The organism is Shewanella sp. SR44-3, assembly GCF_014163735.1.
Classification (GTDB): domain Bacteria; phylum Pseudomonadota; class Gammaproteobacteria; order Enterobacterales; family Shewanellaceae; genus Shewanella.
In genome coordinates, this window is sequence record NZ_JACJDV010000011.1 from 83,530 (window position 1) to 100,301 (window position 16,772).

At 45.8% G+C, this 16,772-nt stretch carries 19 protein-coding genes, 1 other RNA gene and 1 pseudogene; 10 read left to right on the plus strand and 11 right to left on the minus strand.

The features are described from left to right. Positions 1-47: 47 nt before the first annotated feature. From H5073_RS08415 to H5073_RS08425, 3 genes are all read right to left on the minus strand, one after another. A complete protein-coding gene (locus H5073_RS08415; protein WP_182678836.1) occupies positions 48-1,529 on the minus strand; it encodes a YdiU family protein in 1,482 nt (493 codons plus the stop codon). Beyond that, a complete protein-coding gene (locus H5073_RS08420) occupies positions 1,519-1,860 on the minus strand; it encodes a hypothetical protein (protein WP_182678838.1) in 342 nt (113 codons plus the stop codon). The genes H5073_RS08415 and H5073_RS08420 overlap by 11 nt, the downstream gene beginning before the upstream one ends. 163 nt (positions 1,861-2,023) lie before the next feature. Further along, entirely contained in the window at positions 2,024-2,887 is an 864-nt protein-coding gene (locus H5073_RS08425) for a hypothetical protein (protein WP_182678840.1), read from the minus strand. A 312-nt stretch (positions 2,888-3,199) separates the two neighbouring features. On the opposite strand from H5073_RS08425, the gene H5073_RS08430 reads away from it, so the two are divergent. Further along, entirely contained in the window at positions 3,200-5,302 is a 2,103-nt protein-coding gene (locus tag H5073_RS08430; protein ID WP_182678878.1) for a S9 family peptidase, read from the plus strand. Positions 5,303-5,371: 69 nt separating this feature from the next. Further along, positions 5,372-5,944: a YSC84-related protein gene (locus H5073_RS08435; protein ID WP_182678842.1), complete on the plus strand. Its 573-nt coding sequence runs from the start codon at positions 5,372-5,374 to the stop codon at positions 5,942-5,944. A 180-nt stretch (positions 5,945-6,124) separates the two neighbouring features. On the opposite strand, the gene H5073_RS08440 is transcribed toward H5073_RS08435, so the two are convergent. Further along, entirely contained in the window at positions 6,125-6,721 is a 597-nt protein-coding gene (locus H5073_RS08440; RefSeq protein ID WP_182678844.1) for a hypothetical protein, read from the minus strand. Between the two features lie 180 nt (positions 6,722-6,901). On the opposite strand from H5073_RS08440, the gene iscX reads away from it, so the two are divergent. Together iscX and H5073_RS08450 are read left to right on the plus strand one after the other, a co-directional pair. Then, positions 6,902-7,102 (plus strand): Fe-S cluster assembly protein IscX, encoded by a 201-nt coding sequence (gene iscX, locus H5073_RS08445; protein ID WP_182678846.1) that lies wholly within the window; start codon positions 6,902-6,904, stop codon positions 7,100-7,102. A 165-nt stretch (positions 7,103-7,267) separates the two neighbouring features. Then, a complete protein-coding gene (locus H5073_RS08450) occupies positions 7,268-7,492 on the plus strand; it encodes a hypothetical protein (protein WP_182678848.1) in 225 nt (74 codons plus the stop codon). 14 nt (positions 7,493-7,506) lie between these two features. Here the strand turns inward: H5073_RS08450 and H5073_RS08455 are convergent, their stop codons facing one another. The 3 genes from H5073_RS08455 to rsmI form a co-directional block, all read right to left on the minus strand. Next, on the minus strand, positions 7,507-7,998 hold the full coding sequence (locus tag H5073_RS08455; RefSeq protein ID WP_182678850.1) for a DUF2937 family protein: 492 nt from the start codon (positions 7,996-7,998) through the stop codon (positions 7,507-7,509). A 427-nt stretch (positions 7,999-8,425) separates the two neighbouring features. After that, positions 8,426-8,810: RNase P RNA component class A (gene rnpB, locus H5073_RS08460), an RNA gene on the minus strand. 54 nt (positions 8,811-8,864) lie between these two features. Beyond that, positions 8,865-9,707, minus strand: a complete 843-nt coding sequence (rsmI, locus tag H5073_RS08465; RefSeq protein ID WP_182678852.1) for a 16S rRNA (cytidine(1402)-2'-O)-methyltransferase — start codon at positions 9,705-9,707, stop codon at positions 8,865-8,867. A gap of 103 nt (positions 9,708-9,810) precedes the next feature. Here rsmI and H5073_RS08470 point away from each other — a divergent pair, with 103 nt between their 5' ends. The 4 genes from H5073_RS08470 (at position 9,811) to dolP (ending at position 13,197) form a co-directional block, all read left to right on the plus strand. Then, a complete protein-coding gene (locus H5073_RS08470) occupies positions 9,811-11,634 on the plus strand; it encodes a penicillin-binding protein activator (RefSeq protein WP_182678880.1) in 1,824 nt (607 codons plus the stop codon). Continuing rightward, positions 11,631-11,957 (plus strand): YraN family protein, encoded by a 327-nt coding sequence (locus H5073_RS08475; protein ID WP_182678854.1) that lies wholly within the window; start codon positions 11,631-11,633, stop codon positions 11,955-11,957. The genes H5073_RS08470 and H5073_RS08475 overlap by 4 nt, the downstream gene beginning before the upstream one ends. 74 nt (positions 11,958-12,031) lie before the next feature. Continuing rightward, complete coding sequence (locus tag H5073_RS08480) at positions 12,032-12,622, plus strand: phosphoheptose isomerase (RefSeq protein WP_182678857.1); 591 nt, start codon at positions 12,032-12,034, stop codon at positions 12,620-12,622. Beyond that, positions 12,622-13,197, plus strand: coding sequence for a division/outer membrane stress-associated lipid-binding lipoprotein (gene dolP / locus H5073_RS08485; RefSeq protein WP_182678858.1), 576 nt, complete (start codon positions 12,622-12,624; stop codon positions 13,195-13,197). The genes H5073_RS08480 and dolP overlap by 1 nt, the downstream gene beginning before the upstream one ends. Before the next feature lie 76 nt (positions 13,198-13,273). On the opposite strand, the gene trpS is transcribed toward dolP, so the two are convergent. From trpS to rpe, 3 genes are read right to left on the minus strand one after another with little or no spacing between them, the layout of a single operon-like run. Beyond that, complete coding sequence (gene trpS / locus H5073_RS08490) at positions 13,274-14,272, minus strand: tryptophan--tRNA ligase (RefSeq protein WP_182678861.1); 999 nt, start codon at positions 14,270-14,272, stop codon at positions 13,274-13,276. Between the two features lie 50 nt (positions 14,273-14,322). Then, positions 14,323-15,009 (minus strand): phosphoglycolate phosphatase, encoded by a 687-nt coding sequence (locus H5073_RS08495; RefSeq protein WP_182678863.1) that lies wholly within the window; start codon positions 15,007-15,009, stop codon positions 14,323-14,325. Between the two features lie 10 nt (positions 15,010-15,019). Beyond that, positions 15,020-15,688: a ribulose-phosphate 3-epimerase gene (rpe, locus tag H5073_RS08500; protein ID WP_182678865.1), complete on the minus strand. Its 669-nt coding sequence runs from the start codon at positions 15,686-15,688 to the stop codon at positions 15,020-15,022. Between the two features lie 322 nt (positions 15,689-16,010). Here rpe and H5073_RS08505 point away from each other — a divergent pair, with 322 nt between their 5' ends. Together H5073_RS08505 and H5073_RS08510 are read left to right on the plus strand one after the other, a co-directional pair. Beyond that, positions 16,011-16,394, plus strand: coding sequence for a hypothetical protein (locus H5073_RS08505; RefSeq protein ID WP_182678867.1), 384 nt, complete (start codon positions 16,011-16,013; stop codon positions 16,392-16,394). Continuing rightward, positions 16,395-16,577 (plus strand): DUF2970 domain-containing protein, encoded by a 183-nt coding sequence (locus tag H5073_RS08510; RefSeq protein WP_182678868.1) that lies wholly within the window; start codon positions 16,395-16,397, stop codon positions 16,575-16,577. It abuts the gene before it with no gap. Between the two features lie 90 nt (positions 16,578-16,667). On the opposite strand, the pseudogene H5073_RS08515 reads toward H5073_RS08510, so the two are convergent. After that, positions 16,668-16,772: pseudogene (locus tag H5073_RS08515) on the minus strand (IS982 family transposase); the annotation flags it as partial.

The window sequence follows — 16,772 nt, forward strand, 5'->3', positions numbered from 1 at the left end:
TGTCTTTAATATGATATTTATCGCTCAACCGCTTGAGTGCTCGTGGGCTAGCTGCTGCAGGACATAATTAATCCATTGGCCCAATCTGGCGGACGCTTAGCCAACGCCTCATGTTCTGGCTGCTCATCAAATGGACGCTGCAGTAACACATGCAACTGCTCGAGCTTACTGGTATCGCCCTCGTCTTCGATTGCGATAATCGCCTCTTGCGCCAAATAGTTGCGCAAAATGTATTTAGGATTTTCCACTGCACGGGCCTGTTGCCATGCCTCTAGCTCCACCAGTGCACCAACCCTAAACTGATAGTCTTGATACCAACTATCGAAGTTATCTCGCTGACGCATATCATCCCTTAAACGCGAATGAACACTGCTTGGATCTAAATAGGCAAACTGACGCAAGCTATTGGTGTAATCAAGCTGCTCAGACTCCAGTAACCCGGTGAAACGGCCAATTAACTGTAGATCTTGCTTGTCCTGCTCAGTTTTTGCTGCTTGGGTTAATTTATCACTATTGAAATTAAACTCACTCAAGCCAAGTTTGCCGCGCATTAAATGCAAATAATGGCCCACTAACTCGCTCTGATAAGTATTAAGCGCAGCAATCAAATCATCCGAGGGAATGAGCGGTGTGAGTGCCTGAGCCAAACGCTGTAAGTTCCATAAGCCCACGCTTGGCTGCTCGCCAAAGGCGTAGCGCCCTTCTGGATCTGAATGATTGCAAATGAAGTTTTCTTTGAAAGTATCCAAAAACGCAAACGGGCCAAAATCAAAACTGTCACCAAGAATTGACATGTTATCTGTATTCATCACTCCATGAGCGAAGCCTACACTTTGCCAATGGGCGATCATTTTCGCGCTCGCTTTTACCACCTCATAAAACCAGGCTTTATAACCTGCAGCATCCTGGCTGAGATATGGATAATGCTGGGTAAGCGTGAAGTTAACTAACTGGGTTAACTTGTCTTTAGCACCCTTTTCGCTATAGCAAAAATATTCAAAATGACCAAAGCGAATATGACTCTTAGCAAGGCGCACCGTGATTGCAGCTGTCTCTTGGCTTTCACGCCACACGGGTAAATCTGATCCTATGACCGCTAAAGCACGGGTAGTGGGCACATGTAAGCTGGCTAAAGCTTCTGACACTAAAAACTCACGTACAGCGGATCGCATTACAGCGCGGCCATCACCGTGGCGAGAATAGGGTGTTGGACCGCCGCCTTTTAAGGCTAAATCCCATGAGCCAGTAGGACCTTGCGCTTCACCTAAAATTATCGAGCGCCCGTCACCTAATCTAGGGGTATATCCACCAAACTGATGACCACTGTAAACTTGGGCGTAATAGCATGCTTGTGGGTGTTGCGCATTACCAGACAATTGCTGTAACAAGTGATCATCGGGTTTATCTACACCAATCAGGGCCGCCGCATCTTGACTCCAACCAAGCCAATGAGGATTGCTCAGCGGTAAGGGGGCCACCTGGGAGTAAAAACCTTGCAGCTGTTCGAAAAAATCTTGTTTAAACTTCATTATGACTCCCGGTTTGAATCACTTGCTGGCAGTTAAGGCTATTATCCGCCTCAACTAGGCATTCATCGGCACACTGATACACGCCCCTTGGGGCATTCGCCTGTATTAGGGCTAATTTCATCAAGCCCTCAGCCTTATGCTGGCACTGTGCCAAGGTCTGATAATACCCTTGAATGTCTGCAACCACGAGTTTGCTTACTTGAGTCTCGGGTCCCGCGCCTTGAATTGGCGTAAAAAATAGCGTCCACTGTGGCGCTTGCGTGCAAGCGGCGAGCAAAGAGGCGGCGATTAGCCAGGGACTTAAATTCAATAATCTCTTATATCGACTCATAGATTGAACCTCGCGCCTCATCCGATTTCCTTACCCACACAAACTTGCAGCCATAAAAAAGGCGAACTTGAGTTCGCCTTAAACGTTAATCCACAGAGGCAGTCATTGCGGTAATATTCGCAAGCCTGCATTCCATGGCACTATTTTATAGTAATGCAGCCACTTAAGCTTGTGCTTTCAGCTGAGCTTTTTCCACCCGGGCGAGTCGCCCTGCGTAACCTGTTACAGTGCCATCATCGAGCTGATAGGCTATCGCCTGCTGACACACTTTTATCGCTGCTGCAAAATCCTCAACATCATTGAGCAAAGTGGTGAGCTGCATAAAGGCACCGCCTTTCAGATCCACCGATATCTGAGGGTCTTCCTTGAGCTGCTTAAAGAGCGCAAGGTAGTTGTCACTCAGTTTGGCTCCATAGGCACAATAGTCTGATTGCTTACGTAATTTATAACAGTGCGCTATGACCTCTTCCAAACATTTATGAGCTGCAATTACCTCCGTTTGCTCGCCGTAGACGCCCACCAGCTGAATAAAGGTATCGCTGGCCCAGTTACCGCTTAAGCCCGCAATTGGCGTGAAACCGGATGCTGTAGAAGCATTATCGCTATCGCTCAAAGGGCTAGGCTTAAGGCTACCTTTGGACTGAGGTGACGCTGGCTTGGCATTATCAGCCTTTGCAGGCTCGGCATCCATCGTGGCATTAGCTTTTACTTGAGGTGTTTTTACCACTGATGTTTCAACCACTGAAAGCGGCGTAGGCTCTGGACTGACAGGGATTGGCTCTGTTGCGGCTTTATCTTCTACGGAGGAGATTTCTGAGTCACTGCTAGCAGGTTCTTGCCTGCTGTCTTCTATGGCTTTGCCTTCTGGCTCACTGCCAACATCAGCCACATCTGAGGCGCTGTTAGACTCAGGCTTAGCTTTAGATTCGGATTTAGATACGCTTAATTCTGTTTCAGCCGTTTTTTGAGTACGACGATAGAGATAAACGGCAATAATCACCAACACAATCACTAGAACAATTTTCATCTATTTCACCATGCTAATCGTGGGCTCGATAATGAACCTAAGGCAATGCTAAGCAAAGATTCACTTCAGCATCGGCAATGTTAAGCTGCTTTTTTAAGCATACAGTGGTTATTAATAAGCCATTTGGCGGTATAAAATCAAGTATTTATGTTAATTTTGTCATTTAAATCCAAGTTAACTCTCAATCTGCAACCCTTGTCTTACATCACGCTTTCATGAACCGCTATTCCTCAGCGCCCCTTTGGGCTAAGTTTGAGGTAGACTAGCAAGCCTAGGTATCGCCCACAGTAAAGGAGTATTCAATTGTCATTCATGCTTACTAAATCACGCCCACTGGATGGGATAAGCGGCTTTTATCGCGCCCACAAGGCAGAGCTGTTGTCATTGGCACTGCTATTACCATTGGCTGGCGTCAGCCTTAGCGTCAACAGCACCCCCCGGGATCATCAAATCACCATAGATGACTTTTTTGGCCTGTCCACCATGACTCAAAGCCAAATTAGCCCTAATGGTAAACAGTCAGTATGGGTAGAGAGCCGCTGGGATGAAGCCTTAGACAAAGCTCAAACTGAACTGTGGCATATCGATAACAATAGCCGTAAGACAACTCGATTAACCTTTAGTGATGAAAATGAATCCAGCCCAGTGTGGAGCCCAGATAATCGCTACATTTATTTTATCGCCAAAATAGGTGAGAAAGACCCGCTTCATCCGTACCAAGGCATAGCACAGGTGTATCGCATTGCTGCCACTGGCGGTCAGCCTCAGGTCATCACCCGAACCGTCACTGGAGTTAACGCCTTTGAGCTTAATCGAAGCGGTGACAACATTTACTATTCGACCACTAAAGAGATCACTGACAAAGACCAGTTTGCAGCGCTGCGCGCCGAGCACGGCAAGGTAAACTATGCCCACGGAAAGAAAACCACTCACCCTATTTACCGCCTGAACTTACAACATTTCAACCAAGAATTACTGTTAGATGATGACAAAGTAGTGTGGCAATTTAGCGTTAATGATAACGAGACTAAAATCGCTCGGATAACCACCACAGACAACGAGCTTATTTTCCTTGAAGGCCGCTCCCATATCGAAGTGTTCGACATTAAGCAAGGAACAAATACCTCCCTTGCCGATGAACAATGGCGCGGGAAAGCGCCTTCGCCCTATGGCTGGCTACTGGGTTTAGATTGGCATCAAGACAACCAAAGACTGGCGTTTCGGATCGACTTTGACGGTTACCCAGGGCAATTGTTTGTCGCCAATACCGCCAAGCAAGCGCACATCATCCCAGTGACGCCGCCAAATCAAGTCACCTACTTTGGTGATAACCTCCATTGGCGCGGTGATAGCAATGACATCTGCTATCGCGGTGCATACAAGGCCAGGGTCAAACTGTATTGCACAGAAATGAATGGCAGCACCCAAGGCAAAAGCCGTGCAGTCATTGAAGGCGACCTGGTTATCGGCAGCTACAGCTTTACTGATTCAGGCAAACAAGTTGCCGTAAGCCACGACGGCTTAGATCATGTCAGTGACTTGTTTATTGCCGATGCCGATAGCCCAAGAGCCCAACTCAAACGCTTAACCCATATCAACCCACAGATAGACAGCTGGAAACTGCCACAGATTTCCATTGTGAAATGGCAAGCTGCTGATGGCACCCAAGTAGAAGGAATTTTAGAGTTACCCTTTGGTTACACTAAAGCCCAAGGTAAATTACCTTTAGTGGTGCAGTTACATGGCGGCCCCACCGCTGCGACGCCTTATGCGCTGCAGCACAGATCATACGGTCGCAGTACTTTTAGCGCGAACGGCTGGGCGCTATTTTCTCCCAACTACCGTGGTTCTGTCGGCTATGGTGACAAGTTTTTAACTGACTTGATTGGCCGCGAGCACGACATCGAGGTGCAAGATATCCTCGCTGGAGTGGATAAGCTTATCAGCGATGGTCTAGTGGATGCAGAGAAAATGGCAGTCATGGGCTGGAGTAATGGCGGTTACTTAACCAATGCGTTAATCAGCACCACAGATCGTTTTAAGGCGGCAAGTTCTGGTGCTGGGGTGTTCGATCAACGATTGGAATGGATGCTAGAAGACACGCCAGGGCATGTGATTAACTTCATGCAGGGCCTGCCTTGGGAACAAGCAGAAGCTTACACTAAGGCATCGAGCCTTACCCATGCCAATAAAATAACCACCCCAACATTAATTCACATAGGTGAAAATGATGAACGCGTGCCCCTAGGTCATGGACAGGGCTTATACCGTGCATTGAACCATTACCTTAATGTTCCGGTCGAACTCATAGTCTACCCTGGGGAAGGCCATGGCCTCAGCAAATATCAACATCGAAAAACTAAGATGCTATGGGATCAAAAATGGTTTGAGCACTATGTACTTGGTAAAGAGTAAGTGTATTTGGTCATAGAGTAAGCACGGAAACCAGAGTCAGGTTTATTTCATTATGAAAGTGAGAAAATAATGTCAACATTCAAAGCATTACTAATTTCTGCATTCGGTTTATTGTCATTGACATTAACCGCCAATGCCAGCGCCGAGCCTTACAGCAAAGCAATGACGAATTTTAAACAGGCCGCTGAAAGCCAAGCATTTTTTAATACCGCTTATGGCTATGCCATTTTCCCCACAGTGGGTAAAGGCGGCTTTGGCATTGGCGCCGCTTACGGCGAAGGCCGTGTTTATCGCGGCGGCCAGCTCACTGGCGAGTCAACCTTGACCCAAGTGTCCATAGGGTTTCAAATTGGTGGTCAGGCTTACAGTGAAATTATCTTCTTCAAAAATGCTGAGGCGTATAACGCCTTTACTAGCGGCAGTTTTGAGTTCAGCGCTCAAGCGTCAGCAGTAGCGCTTAATGCTGGAGCCAGCGCCCAAGTTGGCACCACGGGGAATTCGGCTAATGCTGGGCAGTCCGGAGGCAATCAATCGACTAAAGCGGCCTATGTTAATGGCATGGCGATATTTACCTCAGCCAAAGGCGGGCTAATGTATGAAGCTGCGATAGCAGGACAATCATTTAGCTTTAAGCCCAAATAAGCTTTAGCCTTAAAACATGGTAATCCTCTGCTTTAAACTCAGGCCAGCCTTAGCGTTAAAGACTGATAAATTAGAACCGTGAGATAAACAAGTTTTACCCTATTGTGAAACTTACCAATAAAAATGGCCCTAGTGCTTACGCGTTAGGGCCATTTTTTATTCATCGAGCGCTCGACTCACTCAATACCCCCAAGGGGCTGCTGGCGTCTCAACGGGTTTGCTCAAATCAAAATCAACCCTAAACTCCCGGTCTTCGCGGCTCAATCTGTAGGTGAATATCCCAGGTGAAATATATAAATGCCACACATTCGTCACTGACTTTTCTAAGCCATTAGCGTTAAAGTTTTCTATGGACTCAGCATCCACGGGAAACGACTGAGCTATAGGACTGCCTAAATCTCCTGCAGGGGTGTCACCACCATAAAACGTCACTGCATCTGGGCTGCCGTCTTGGTGTCTGTGATCATGCTTTAAGCGCAATCCACCCGCTGTTTTAGTGATAACCCAAGTCCGCGAGCTGTCCTCACCCACATGAAAAGGCACTTTAAGTTCAGTATCTGAACATTCACGCACATGCATCACTAATCGCTGCTCACTCATGGCCTTATCGGCGCTATCGTTTGATACCACCTTGCCCACAAATGCCTTACCACAATGGGAGGCTAAGTCTGCAAAAAAATCATCTTGCACTGTCTGCGCACTAACCGCTGAACTCATTAAGGCAAGGGCTCCAATTGAAGTCCAAATTGTGTTATTTACGTTAATGCTTAACTTCATGCTAGTGTTCCATTTTGTTTTTAATCTAATTTTTGGAGAGTATTTGTGCCATTTTTTAGCTTTAATTACAAATTTCAGTGCAAATCTACTTTTCTAACATGCTATCGAACAACTTAGCGGTAAGAGCTAAACTTTAACTTAGCTATTAGTCATGATAGTCATCAAAAAAGGAGCTCTGCTATGTCATTACGTTGGATAGACTCACAAGAAATTGCATTGGCGTTAATCGAACAACACCCTGAAGTAGACCCTACGGCGCTACACTTTCCTGAACTAATGAAATGGATTTTAGCCCTAGAGAATTTCGATGACGACCCTAAGCATTGCGGTGAAAAAGTGTTAGAAGCGGTGCAAATGGCCTGGATGGATGAAGCCGATTAACACGCATTTTGATTATAAATAGAATGATGGATATAAATAGCTATTATTAAAAATAGTGATAGGGGACAGTCATATTGATGACTTTTGTCACTGGCATTTTTGCCAAAAAAATCCACAATAGCTCCCACAAACATAAAAAATACCCAATGAATAAGGAATCACATTATGAACGCAGCAACCTTGGCCCTACTTATTCCCATTTTAGCCATTAGCGGCAGTTTTATTGTTAGCATTATGAAACTCAGAGAAAAACAAATCAGCGCCGAGCACAACAAGCATAATCAAGCCCTGCATGATGAGCTCAATCAATTACGCCAACGTGTGGAAGTGCTAGAACGTCTAGCCACAGATGACAGTTTTCAGCTAAAGCGTGAAATAGAGAGAGTGTAAAATCGATAGAAAGGCTAAGACTTTCTTTTGCTAAACAGCAGAGTCGCCGGCAACATAATGAGTCCATTTAACAGCAGCCCTAAAATCACCCCAAAGCCTAAACCAACAGGATCAAGCGGGATACCCAAGGTAAAGTTTTTACTGGTCTCAATGAGTGCATCATATCGCTTGGGATTAAACATAAAGACTAGCTGCTCAAACAGGTTACCACGGTTAAATGTGTCCATGCCTAAGCTTAACTCGTCGAATAACTCGAGAGTGACCAGTTTCTGTTTGGCATCAGTGTTAACACTAGGTTCATTGAGCTGAAGATGACGCGCTATCATAGCCCTAGCATCAGGAAATTCATGCATCTTAGCCGTCATCTCATAGCCATCAACTTGCCACTTAGTCGCCTGATAAAGCCCAGAGAGATATTGCTGATAATGATCCGCAAGCAGCGGTAACTGCAACGCAAAAATTAAGGCTATGCCAAACACTAATTTATCAATAACGTTTTTAATCACACAACCTTCCTAAGCCCTAAACCCCAATAATAAGTTACGCTCAACTTACTCGCACAGGCCATTACACGCCAAGCCATCACCAATAACAAGTGCATATTCGCAAACATCTAACGGTACCAATCACTTTAACTGTATATGGCCCGTTAATGCTGTTAGGACTCAATGGAAACTCAAATACTAACGGGAAGGTATTGGGTTGGATGGTTCGAGTGCGTTAGCAGCAAGGATGCTGCGCCCGAGCCCATAGGGACATTTGAAACCCCGCCCTTAGTGAGCATCTCAAGCGTCCCACTTATTCGTTGCATTAATTTGAAAAGCTTGAGGTGCTCTGATAGAACACATAATTAATGTGATTGATATAAGTGTAAAATTTTAAAATCGAAGAGGCAAAAAGGCCCCGCATTGCTGCGGGGCCTTTCTGGGGTATGAGGTGAGTTGGCCTATAAGCCGGGTCTTGTCTCTCCGTGAGGAGCGACAGTCATTCATCTAGGCCTGCAATCGCTCACAGGCTCAAGCAACCTACCCGGTTCCAACGCGAGCCACGCATCAGCTTACCTAAGTAAGCACTGGAACCCTATTTGGTCTTGCTCCGGGTGGAGTTTACCTTGCTACGGACTATTGCTAGCCGCACGGTGCGCTCTTACCGCACCCTTTCACCCTTACCATTTAAAGCCGAAGCTTAAAATGGCGGTCTCCTCTCTGCTGCACTTGTCGTCGGTTCACACCGCCCAGGCGTTACCTGGCACCCTGCTCTGTGGAGCCCGGACTTTCCTCCCCGTTCCGAAAAACGCGGCGACTGTCTGGCCAACTCGGCGCGGATTATAGCCCAAGCCTTGGCACAAACCAATCAATTGCTGCGGTAAAGATTATAAATCTATACTTAAACCATATTTATACAGGGCATTTTTCTTCAACCCGTGAATTTGCGCCGCTATCGCTGCGGCTTTCTTCAATGGCAATTCTTCACATAACAAGGTTAACGTGCTTAGCGCTACGGTAGGAATGGCCTCATCATCTTGAGTCACAAAGCCGTGGCACATGAGTACGATTTCACCTTTTTGTTGGTTGGGATCGTGACGGACGATGTCAAGAATTTCCTGAGCAGTGCCTGATAAAAACGTCTCGAAGGTTTTGGTCACTTCGCGGGCCATCACCATTTGCCTGTCTTCACCCAACACTTGCACTATCGAGGCTAAGCTTTGCTCGATGCGATGAGGTGACTCATAAAAAATCAAGGTGCGCGGATCCTCACGCAGGGCTTCGAGTTTGTCGCAGCGACCTTTTTCTTTGGCGGGCAAGAAACCCTCAAAACTGAACCTGTCCGAAGGTAAACCAGATGCACTTAAAGCCGTAATCGCCGCGCATGGGCCAGGCAAGGGAATAACATCAAAGCCTGCTTCACGCACATGCTTGACTAAGTGATAGCCAGGATCTGAAATCAGCGGAGTCCCTGCATCTGAAATTAACGCAATTGACTCACCCGCTTGGAGTTTTTCAACAATCCATTGAGCACGATCACGTTCATTATGGTCATGCAGCGCGATTTTTCGGGTGGCAATACCAAAGTGGCTCAGGAGTTTTCCGCTGTGGCGCGTGTCCTCACAGGCAATCAAGGCGACTTGATTTAGCACCTCAATAGCGCGGGAACTCATGTCAGCAAAATTACCAATTGGAGTGGGAACAACGTACAGTGCGACCCTTTGATCCATATCTTCCTCAATATTCAATATACCCAGACTTTCGCCAAACGTAAGAGCGGGTTAAACTAGTGCCAGCATCTTACCAGAGTAAAGCCAAGTGTTAAAAAGCCCTGTGATAAAAACTATGAATTCAGCAAAAATAATCGGCGCGGTCATCTTCGCCACTGTTTTGTTCGGCTGTGCTTCGCAGACCCAAGTGAAGCAGCCTGTACTCAGCGCCGCTTTAGGTTCGGCAACCCATAAGCCTGCGGCTTATCTTGCTGAGGCCTCTAAGGCTAAACTACCAGAAAAGCGCGATCGCTATCGCTTACTAGCTGCCCATGCCTATATCAATGATGGCAATTACACTGCGGCAGAAAAAGTGCTTAAGATGATGCTCAAAGACCGGGTTCAAGAGCACACTTTATTGGCCGAACACATTTATTTAAGCGCCCGCATTGCTGAGCAAATCGCAGGTAATGAAACTGCACTCGCCCTACTAGATTATCCACCCCATTGGCAATTGCCTCAAAGCCAGAGGATCACTTATCACAGGTATAAGGCAAGACTTTACAAACAAGCCAAGCTCCCTATAGATCAAGTGCGTCAATTAAGTTTATTAAGTACTTTCCTGCCTAGCTTCGAAGCCGCTAAAGTTAGTGATGCCATTTGGAAAATTTTGCAGCCATTGCAAGAAGAAACCGTCAAAGGCTTTGCTAAAGATGCCCTTAACCCTACCTTTGCCGGTTGGTTGCAATTAGCTTACATCGCCAAGCACTATGCGGTTGACCCCAATCAGTTAGTGCTTCATTTAGGTCAGTGGCAGCGCAATAACCCTTACCACACGGCTGCGGTTAAATTGCCGTCAGATCTTGAAAAAGCCCTTAATGCTAAGCCCTTTAGGCCGAAAAATATTGCCGTATTACTGCCGTTAAGTGGCCCACGAGCCGCGGTTGCTGAGCCGATACGTTTAGGTATTTTATCTAGCTACCAATCGCAGTTTGATAGCAAAGCCAGTGTGAATTTTTATGACACTCAACTTGGTATTGAGCAAGCCTATCAGCAAGCTGTAAGTGCTGGCGCTGAGTTTGTCATAGGGCCATTATTGCCTGAAGAAGTCGAGAAGCTGCAAAATCTCAATGATAAGGGCAAGTTGATGTTGCCGCAGCTGTTCTTGAACCAAACTGACAACTTTACCCCTAAAGCCCATCAGTTTTATTTCTCGTTATCGCCCGCTCAAGAAGCCAGTGATGCCGCCCGTAAATTGTTCCAAGATGGCATCAACCTGCCGTTATTATTGGTCAGTAACGACCCTGTGGGCAAACGCATGGCCGAAAGTTTCAATCAAGCATGGTTTGGCTTAACCCAGAACAATGCCGAGATCCATTATTATAACCCTGGCGATCAGATGAAATTGACTGTCCAAGAAGCCTTAGGCGTTAAAGACAGCCAAGCCCGTATCGCCAGAATGAAAGAACTTCTTGGTAGCAAAGTCGAGGCAGATTTTCGTTCACGTCGGGATATTGATGCCATCTACATGGTGTCGCCAGCCCAAGACCTGTCATTGCTTAAAGCTTTCTTGGATGTAAATTTCAGTGTATTTGCCAAGCCTGTGGCGCTGTACACCACCAGTCGCAGTCGCCTTGAAAATGACTCAGGTCAGGCGGTGCAAGAACTCAATAAGCTAATGATTAGCGACATCCCCTGGTTGATGAATGACAGCAGTGAGACTCGCATGGTGAATACACTCTGGTCTCAATGGAGCTACAGCCAAAAGCGCCTTTATATCATGGGTTTTGATGCTTTAGATTTAGTGAATCGTTTAGCTCAAATGCGCGCCTTCCCTGGATTCCAATTTAATGGTCGCAGTGGTGCATTATCGGTGAAACCCAATGGGGTGATTGAGCGTCAGCTTAGCTGGGGACGTTACCAACAAGGAGTACTAACACCTCAATGACCACAGGACAAGAAGCCGAGCAACTGGCTAGAACCTATTTAGAGCAACAGGGTCTAGAGTACGTGGCGCATAATGTGCGCTACCCGTTCGGTGAATTGGACTTAGTGATGCGCGAACAGAAATTTTGGGTATTTGTTGAAGTAAAATTTCGTACAAATTTACAATTTGGCGGTGCATTACAGGCCATCAGGCCTAAACAAATTCAGCGGATCCGCAAAGCTGCTAATCATTACCTGCAGCTTAATAAGATTAATGCCCCGTGTCGGTTTGACGTCCTTGCCATAGATGGCACGCAAATAAACTGGCTACAGGGCTGTTTTTAAAAACTTTATTATGACCTAGACTCAAGCCTGAGTTATGGCATGATAGCAATACTTGACCTTGTAAGGATTTTTTCATGTTAGAACGTATTAAAGACAGCTTTACCGAATCTATTCAGACTAAAATCGATGCGGCCGAGGCACTGCCTGAGTCAATTGAAAAAGCGGCTGAAATGATGGTTCAATGCCTACTTGGCGGTAAGAAAATCCTTGCCTGTGGTAATGGCGGCAGTGCAGGTGATGCTCAGCATTTCTCAGCCGAATTGTTAAACCGCTATGAGATTGAGCGTCCACCGTTACCGGCTATCGCGCTGTCGACCGATACTTCAACCATTACAGCGATTGCCAACGATTACAGCTATGATGAAATTTTCTCTAAGCAAATTTTAGCCTTAGGTCAGCCTGGTGACATTCTATTAGCCATTTCCACCAGCGGTAACTCTGGCAACATTATCAAGGCTATGGAAGCGGCATTAAGTCGTGATATGACTATCGTTGCCCTAACGGGTAAGGATGGCGGCGCGATGGCAGGTCTAATGAGTGCTGGGGATGTTGAGATCCGTGTGCCATCCAACGTGACGGCCCGCATTCAGGAAGTTCACTTATTGGTTATTCACTGCCTATGTGACAACATAGACAGAACTCTATTCCCACAGGATGAAGTCTAATGAGATATACACTAATACTGCTCACCTTAGCCCTGTTACAAGGTTGCGCTGGTGCAGTTGTGCTGGGCGCTGTTAGTGGCGCTAAAATGGCCAACGACGAACGCAGTGTTGGTACTCAGCTCAGTGACACCAATGCCGATTTTGAGATTTCAAGCGCATTATCTAAGCATGCCGATATTAGCAATCAGACTAATATCACCGCTGTGGTGATGAATAACAATGTGCTCTTAATTGGTCAATCGCCTAATTCTATGTTGCGCGACAAGGCGGTTAACACAGTACAAAATTTACAGCTTGGCGGTAAAATCCATAATCAAATCCGCATCGGTAATCCGACCTCTTTTACGACTCGCAGTAATGATACCTGGGTGACCACTAAAGTAAAGGGACGCATGCTCAATGAAAACGGTATAGACGTAACTCGCATTAAAGTGATTACTGAAAACGGTGAAGTCTTTTTATTAGGCTTAGTAGATCGTAAGCAAGCTGACTTAGCAGTGGACATCGCCCGTAACACCGCTGGGGTGCGTAAAGTGGTAAAAGTGTTTGAGTATGTCGACGTAACCCAAGACTAACCTCACAGAGGTAAAAAAGGCCTTTAGTGTGAATTAAAGGCCTTTTTTGTGTCTTTTTTATGCTGTAATGCTACTGCTACACCAGTAAACCTATCTTTTCGTACACCTTCTTCAAGGTGACTTCGGCTCTGGCTTGTGCGCGTTCTGCGCCATCGTGCATGACTTGGTTAAGCAAGTTCTGATCGGCTCTGAATTCGCGGTATCTGGCTTGTAATGGTTCAAGCATAGCCACAACCGCTTCACCTGTGGCACCTTTTAAATGGCCATACATTTTACCTTCAAATTCACTTTCAAGGCTCGCGATAGATTGACCCGTCACCCCAGACATTAAGCTAAGCAAGTTAGATACTCCTGGCTTTTGCTCCATATCAAAGCGTACAACCGGCGGCTCTTCGCTGTCAGTCATGGCCTTTTTCACTTTCTTTAAGATGGCCTTTGGATCTTCTAATAAGCCGATAACGTTATTGCGGTTGTCATCTGACTTTGACATTTTCTTTAACGGATCTTGCAGTGACATTACCTTAGCGCCATGTTCTGGAATAAACGGCTCAGGAATGGTGAAGGTGTCGCCGTAGGCATTGTTAAAGCGACTAGCAATATCGCGAGTCAGCTCTAAATGTTGCTTCTGATCTTGGCCTACGGGTATTTCGTTAGCCTGATACAACAAGATATCCGCCGCCATTAATACTGGATAGCTAAATAAGCCGACGTTGATGTTGCTGGCGTGTTTTTGTGATTTGTCTTTGAACTGAGTCATGCGGTTCAGCTCACCCATCTGGGTGTAACAGTTTAACGCCCAACCCAATTGAGTATGTTGCGGCACCTGAGACTGAATAAATACCGTGCTCTTTTTTGGATCAACGCCGCAAGCTAGGTAGAGAGCCAAGGTGTCTAAGCAGGCTTCACGCAGGGCTTTAGGATCTTGGCGAACAGTTATAGCGTGCAAATCTACTACGCAATAGAGGCAATCGTGAGTGTCTTGCATGGCAACCCACTGACGAAGCGCGCCCATATAATTGCCTATGGTAAGTTCGCCTGATGGCTGCGCGCCGCTTAGTACTATGGGTTTCGACATGGGTCTAATTACTCCGATTAATAAAATTAAGTTTGACGTTCAAATTGATATTACACATTAACAGTAAGCAAGTACTCACAAATTTGTCCAAAGTCATCACAGACAGCATTGGGCTCACTTAAGCTGATATGTTCACCGTAGTTGTAGCCATAGGTCAAGCCTATTGAAGCAACCTTGGCCGCTTTGGCTGCTAAAATATCATTCTTAGAGTCACCAATCATTAATAATTCATCAGGGTGTATCTGCCAAGTTGCCAATACATGCGCTAGCGGCAATGGATCTGGTTTCATTTTCGCTAACGAATCACCGCCGAGCACTAAGCTAAAAAACTCTGTTAGCCCAAATGCCTTAAGCAGTGGCACAGTGAATTTATGTGGTTTATTCGTCACAACGGCTAGCTTAAAGCCAGCCTGAGTTAATGCGCTTAAGGTTGCAATTACATTGGGATAAAGGCGGCTGTGCTTTTCAAGATGAAGCTCATATTGGTGCAGAAAAGGCACCATGGCCTCCCTAAGTTCATCTTCTGATACATCGCGACCCAAGGCGCAATTAAGCGCCCTTTGCATCAATACTTGTGCGCCATTACCCACCCAAGCGCGCACTTGCTCTTGAGTGACGACAGCCAGCCCAAGCTCGATTAAGGTAGCGTTAGCTGCCGCGGCCAAATCTGGCACGCTGTCGATAAGGGTGCCATCTAAATCAAAGGCGATAGCCTTGATTGAATGCCATTTTGTCATAAATAAAGCCTTATACTTTGGCTAACTCGGCGCGCATCTGATCCACCACAACTTTGTAATCTGGTTGGTTAAAGATGGCCGAACCTGCGACAAACATATCGGCACCTGCCGCTGCAATTTCAGCAATGTTGTCCACTTTTACGCCGCCATCGACTTCTAGACGAATATCAAAACCACTGGCATCGATGCGAGCGCGCACTTGGCGAAGCTTGTCTAACGTCGCAGGAATAAAAGATTGGCCGCCAAAACCTGGGTTCACTGACATCAATAAAATAACGTCTAGCTTATCCATCACGTGATCAAGATAATGCAGTGGTGTTGCCGGATTAAATACTAAACCTGCTTTACAGCCTGATTCTTTAATCAGCTGCAAGGTACGGTCGATATGCTCAGAAGCTTCAGGATGAAAGGTAATAATCGAAGCGCCTGCCTTAGCAAAATCAGGAATAATGCGATCTACAGGTTTTACCATAAGGTGTACATCAATATCGGCAGTAATACCGTAATTACGTAATGCAGTGCAGACCATAGGGCCTATGGTTAGATTGGGCACATAATGATTATCCATCACATCAAAATGCACCACATCGGTACCAGCATCTAATACCGCTTTAACATCATCACCTAGACGGGCAAAATCTGCAGATAAAATAGAGGGGGCAATTAAAAATGGGCGCATAGTCTTCTCTAGCAAGTAAAAGGAGGCTTAGTTTACCCTCTGGGAGGCTTAGCCTCTAGCCTAGTAGGCTAAAAATCAGTTTTTTCGCCATCAAAGCGTGAGCCATACAAAACTTTTACACGGTTTATCACTCATATATATTGGCAAGGTTCACTAACAAATCGTATTTTAACTAAATTAAGTTAAAAACAGTGTTCAATATCTAGCCAGCTTTGATATACTCGCCTCTGCTATTGCAGTAATTAGCCAAGGTTAAAAAGCTCAACATGACCTATACAAGGATGCTGAATTAGATGGACTTATCAAACAGAGGCACTCAACAATGAGTAACCAAATTAATATCTTAGCTAAGATTTCTAACAAAAGCAGTCATGCTGCGGGCTTTGCAATTATCAAGCCTATGTTAGCACTTGCCGCTTTAAGCCTTACCCTAGTTGTTACTCACTACAGTTTATCGGTGAAACCCAGCTTAGCCGCAAGCAATGCTTGTCAATGCAGCGAAAATACTAGTTACAATGCTTTGCTCCCCAGTAGCCATCCGAATAATCGCTGTGCCACTGAAAGTACTGATGTTAGCTGGAAGAATTGGCTTACCGGTAAGAGCCGCTCAAATCAGTTCCATTTCTTAGATTTATTAGAGCTACTTCACGGTCATAAGAGCAAGGCCAGTGATGACATCCCTGCCAACACGGATACCCCTCTGTAAATGCGGGTATTGTGGCAAGTATTCACCAGCACTCTCGCCGCCTTTTTCGGGGTACAATCCAATGCTAATCGTCGACGAGACTTTCAAAATCACTCACCGCTTGCCTACATTGCCATGGGCATTATTATGGCGGTAGTATTAGTGTTTTCACTTGTCTTACTGGTTAATCAAGTACTAGCTTAAGGGTAAGTGCTTTTTAACTTAAGCAAGGAGTCACCCACAGTTTCCCTACCAACCTTAAGTTGATCCTATCCTAAGTAACCTGAGATCGGTTTAAGCCATAACAGAAATCGCATTGAAATCGACATCTGTGATATTAAGTTGTGGCTTACTCTCTTTGAGTTGATAGGCAATTAAACCGCCAATCATATTCAGCAT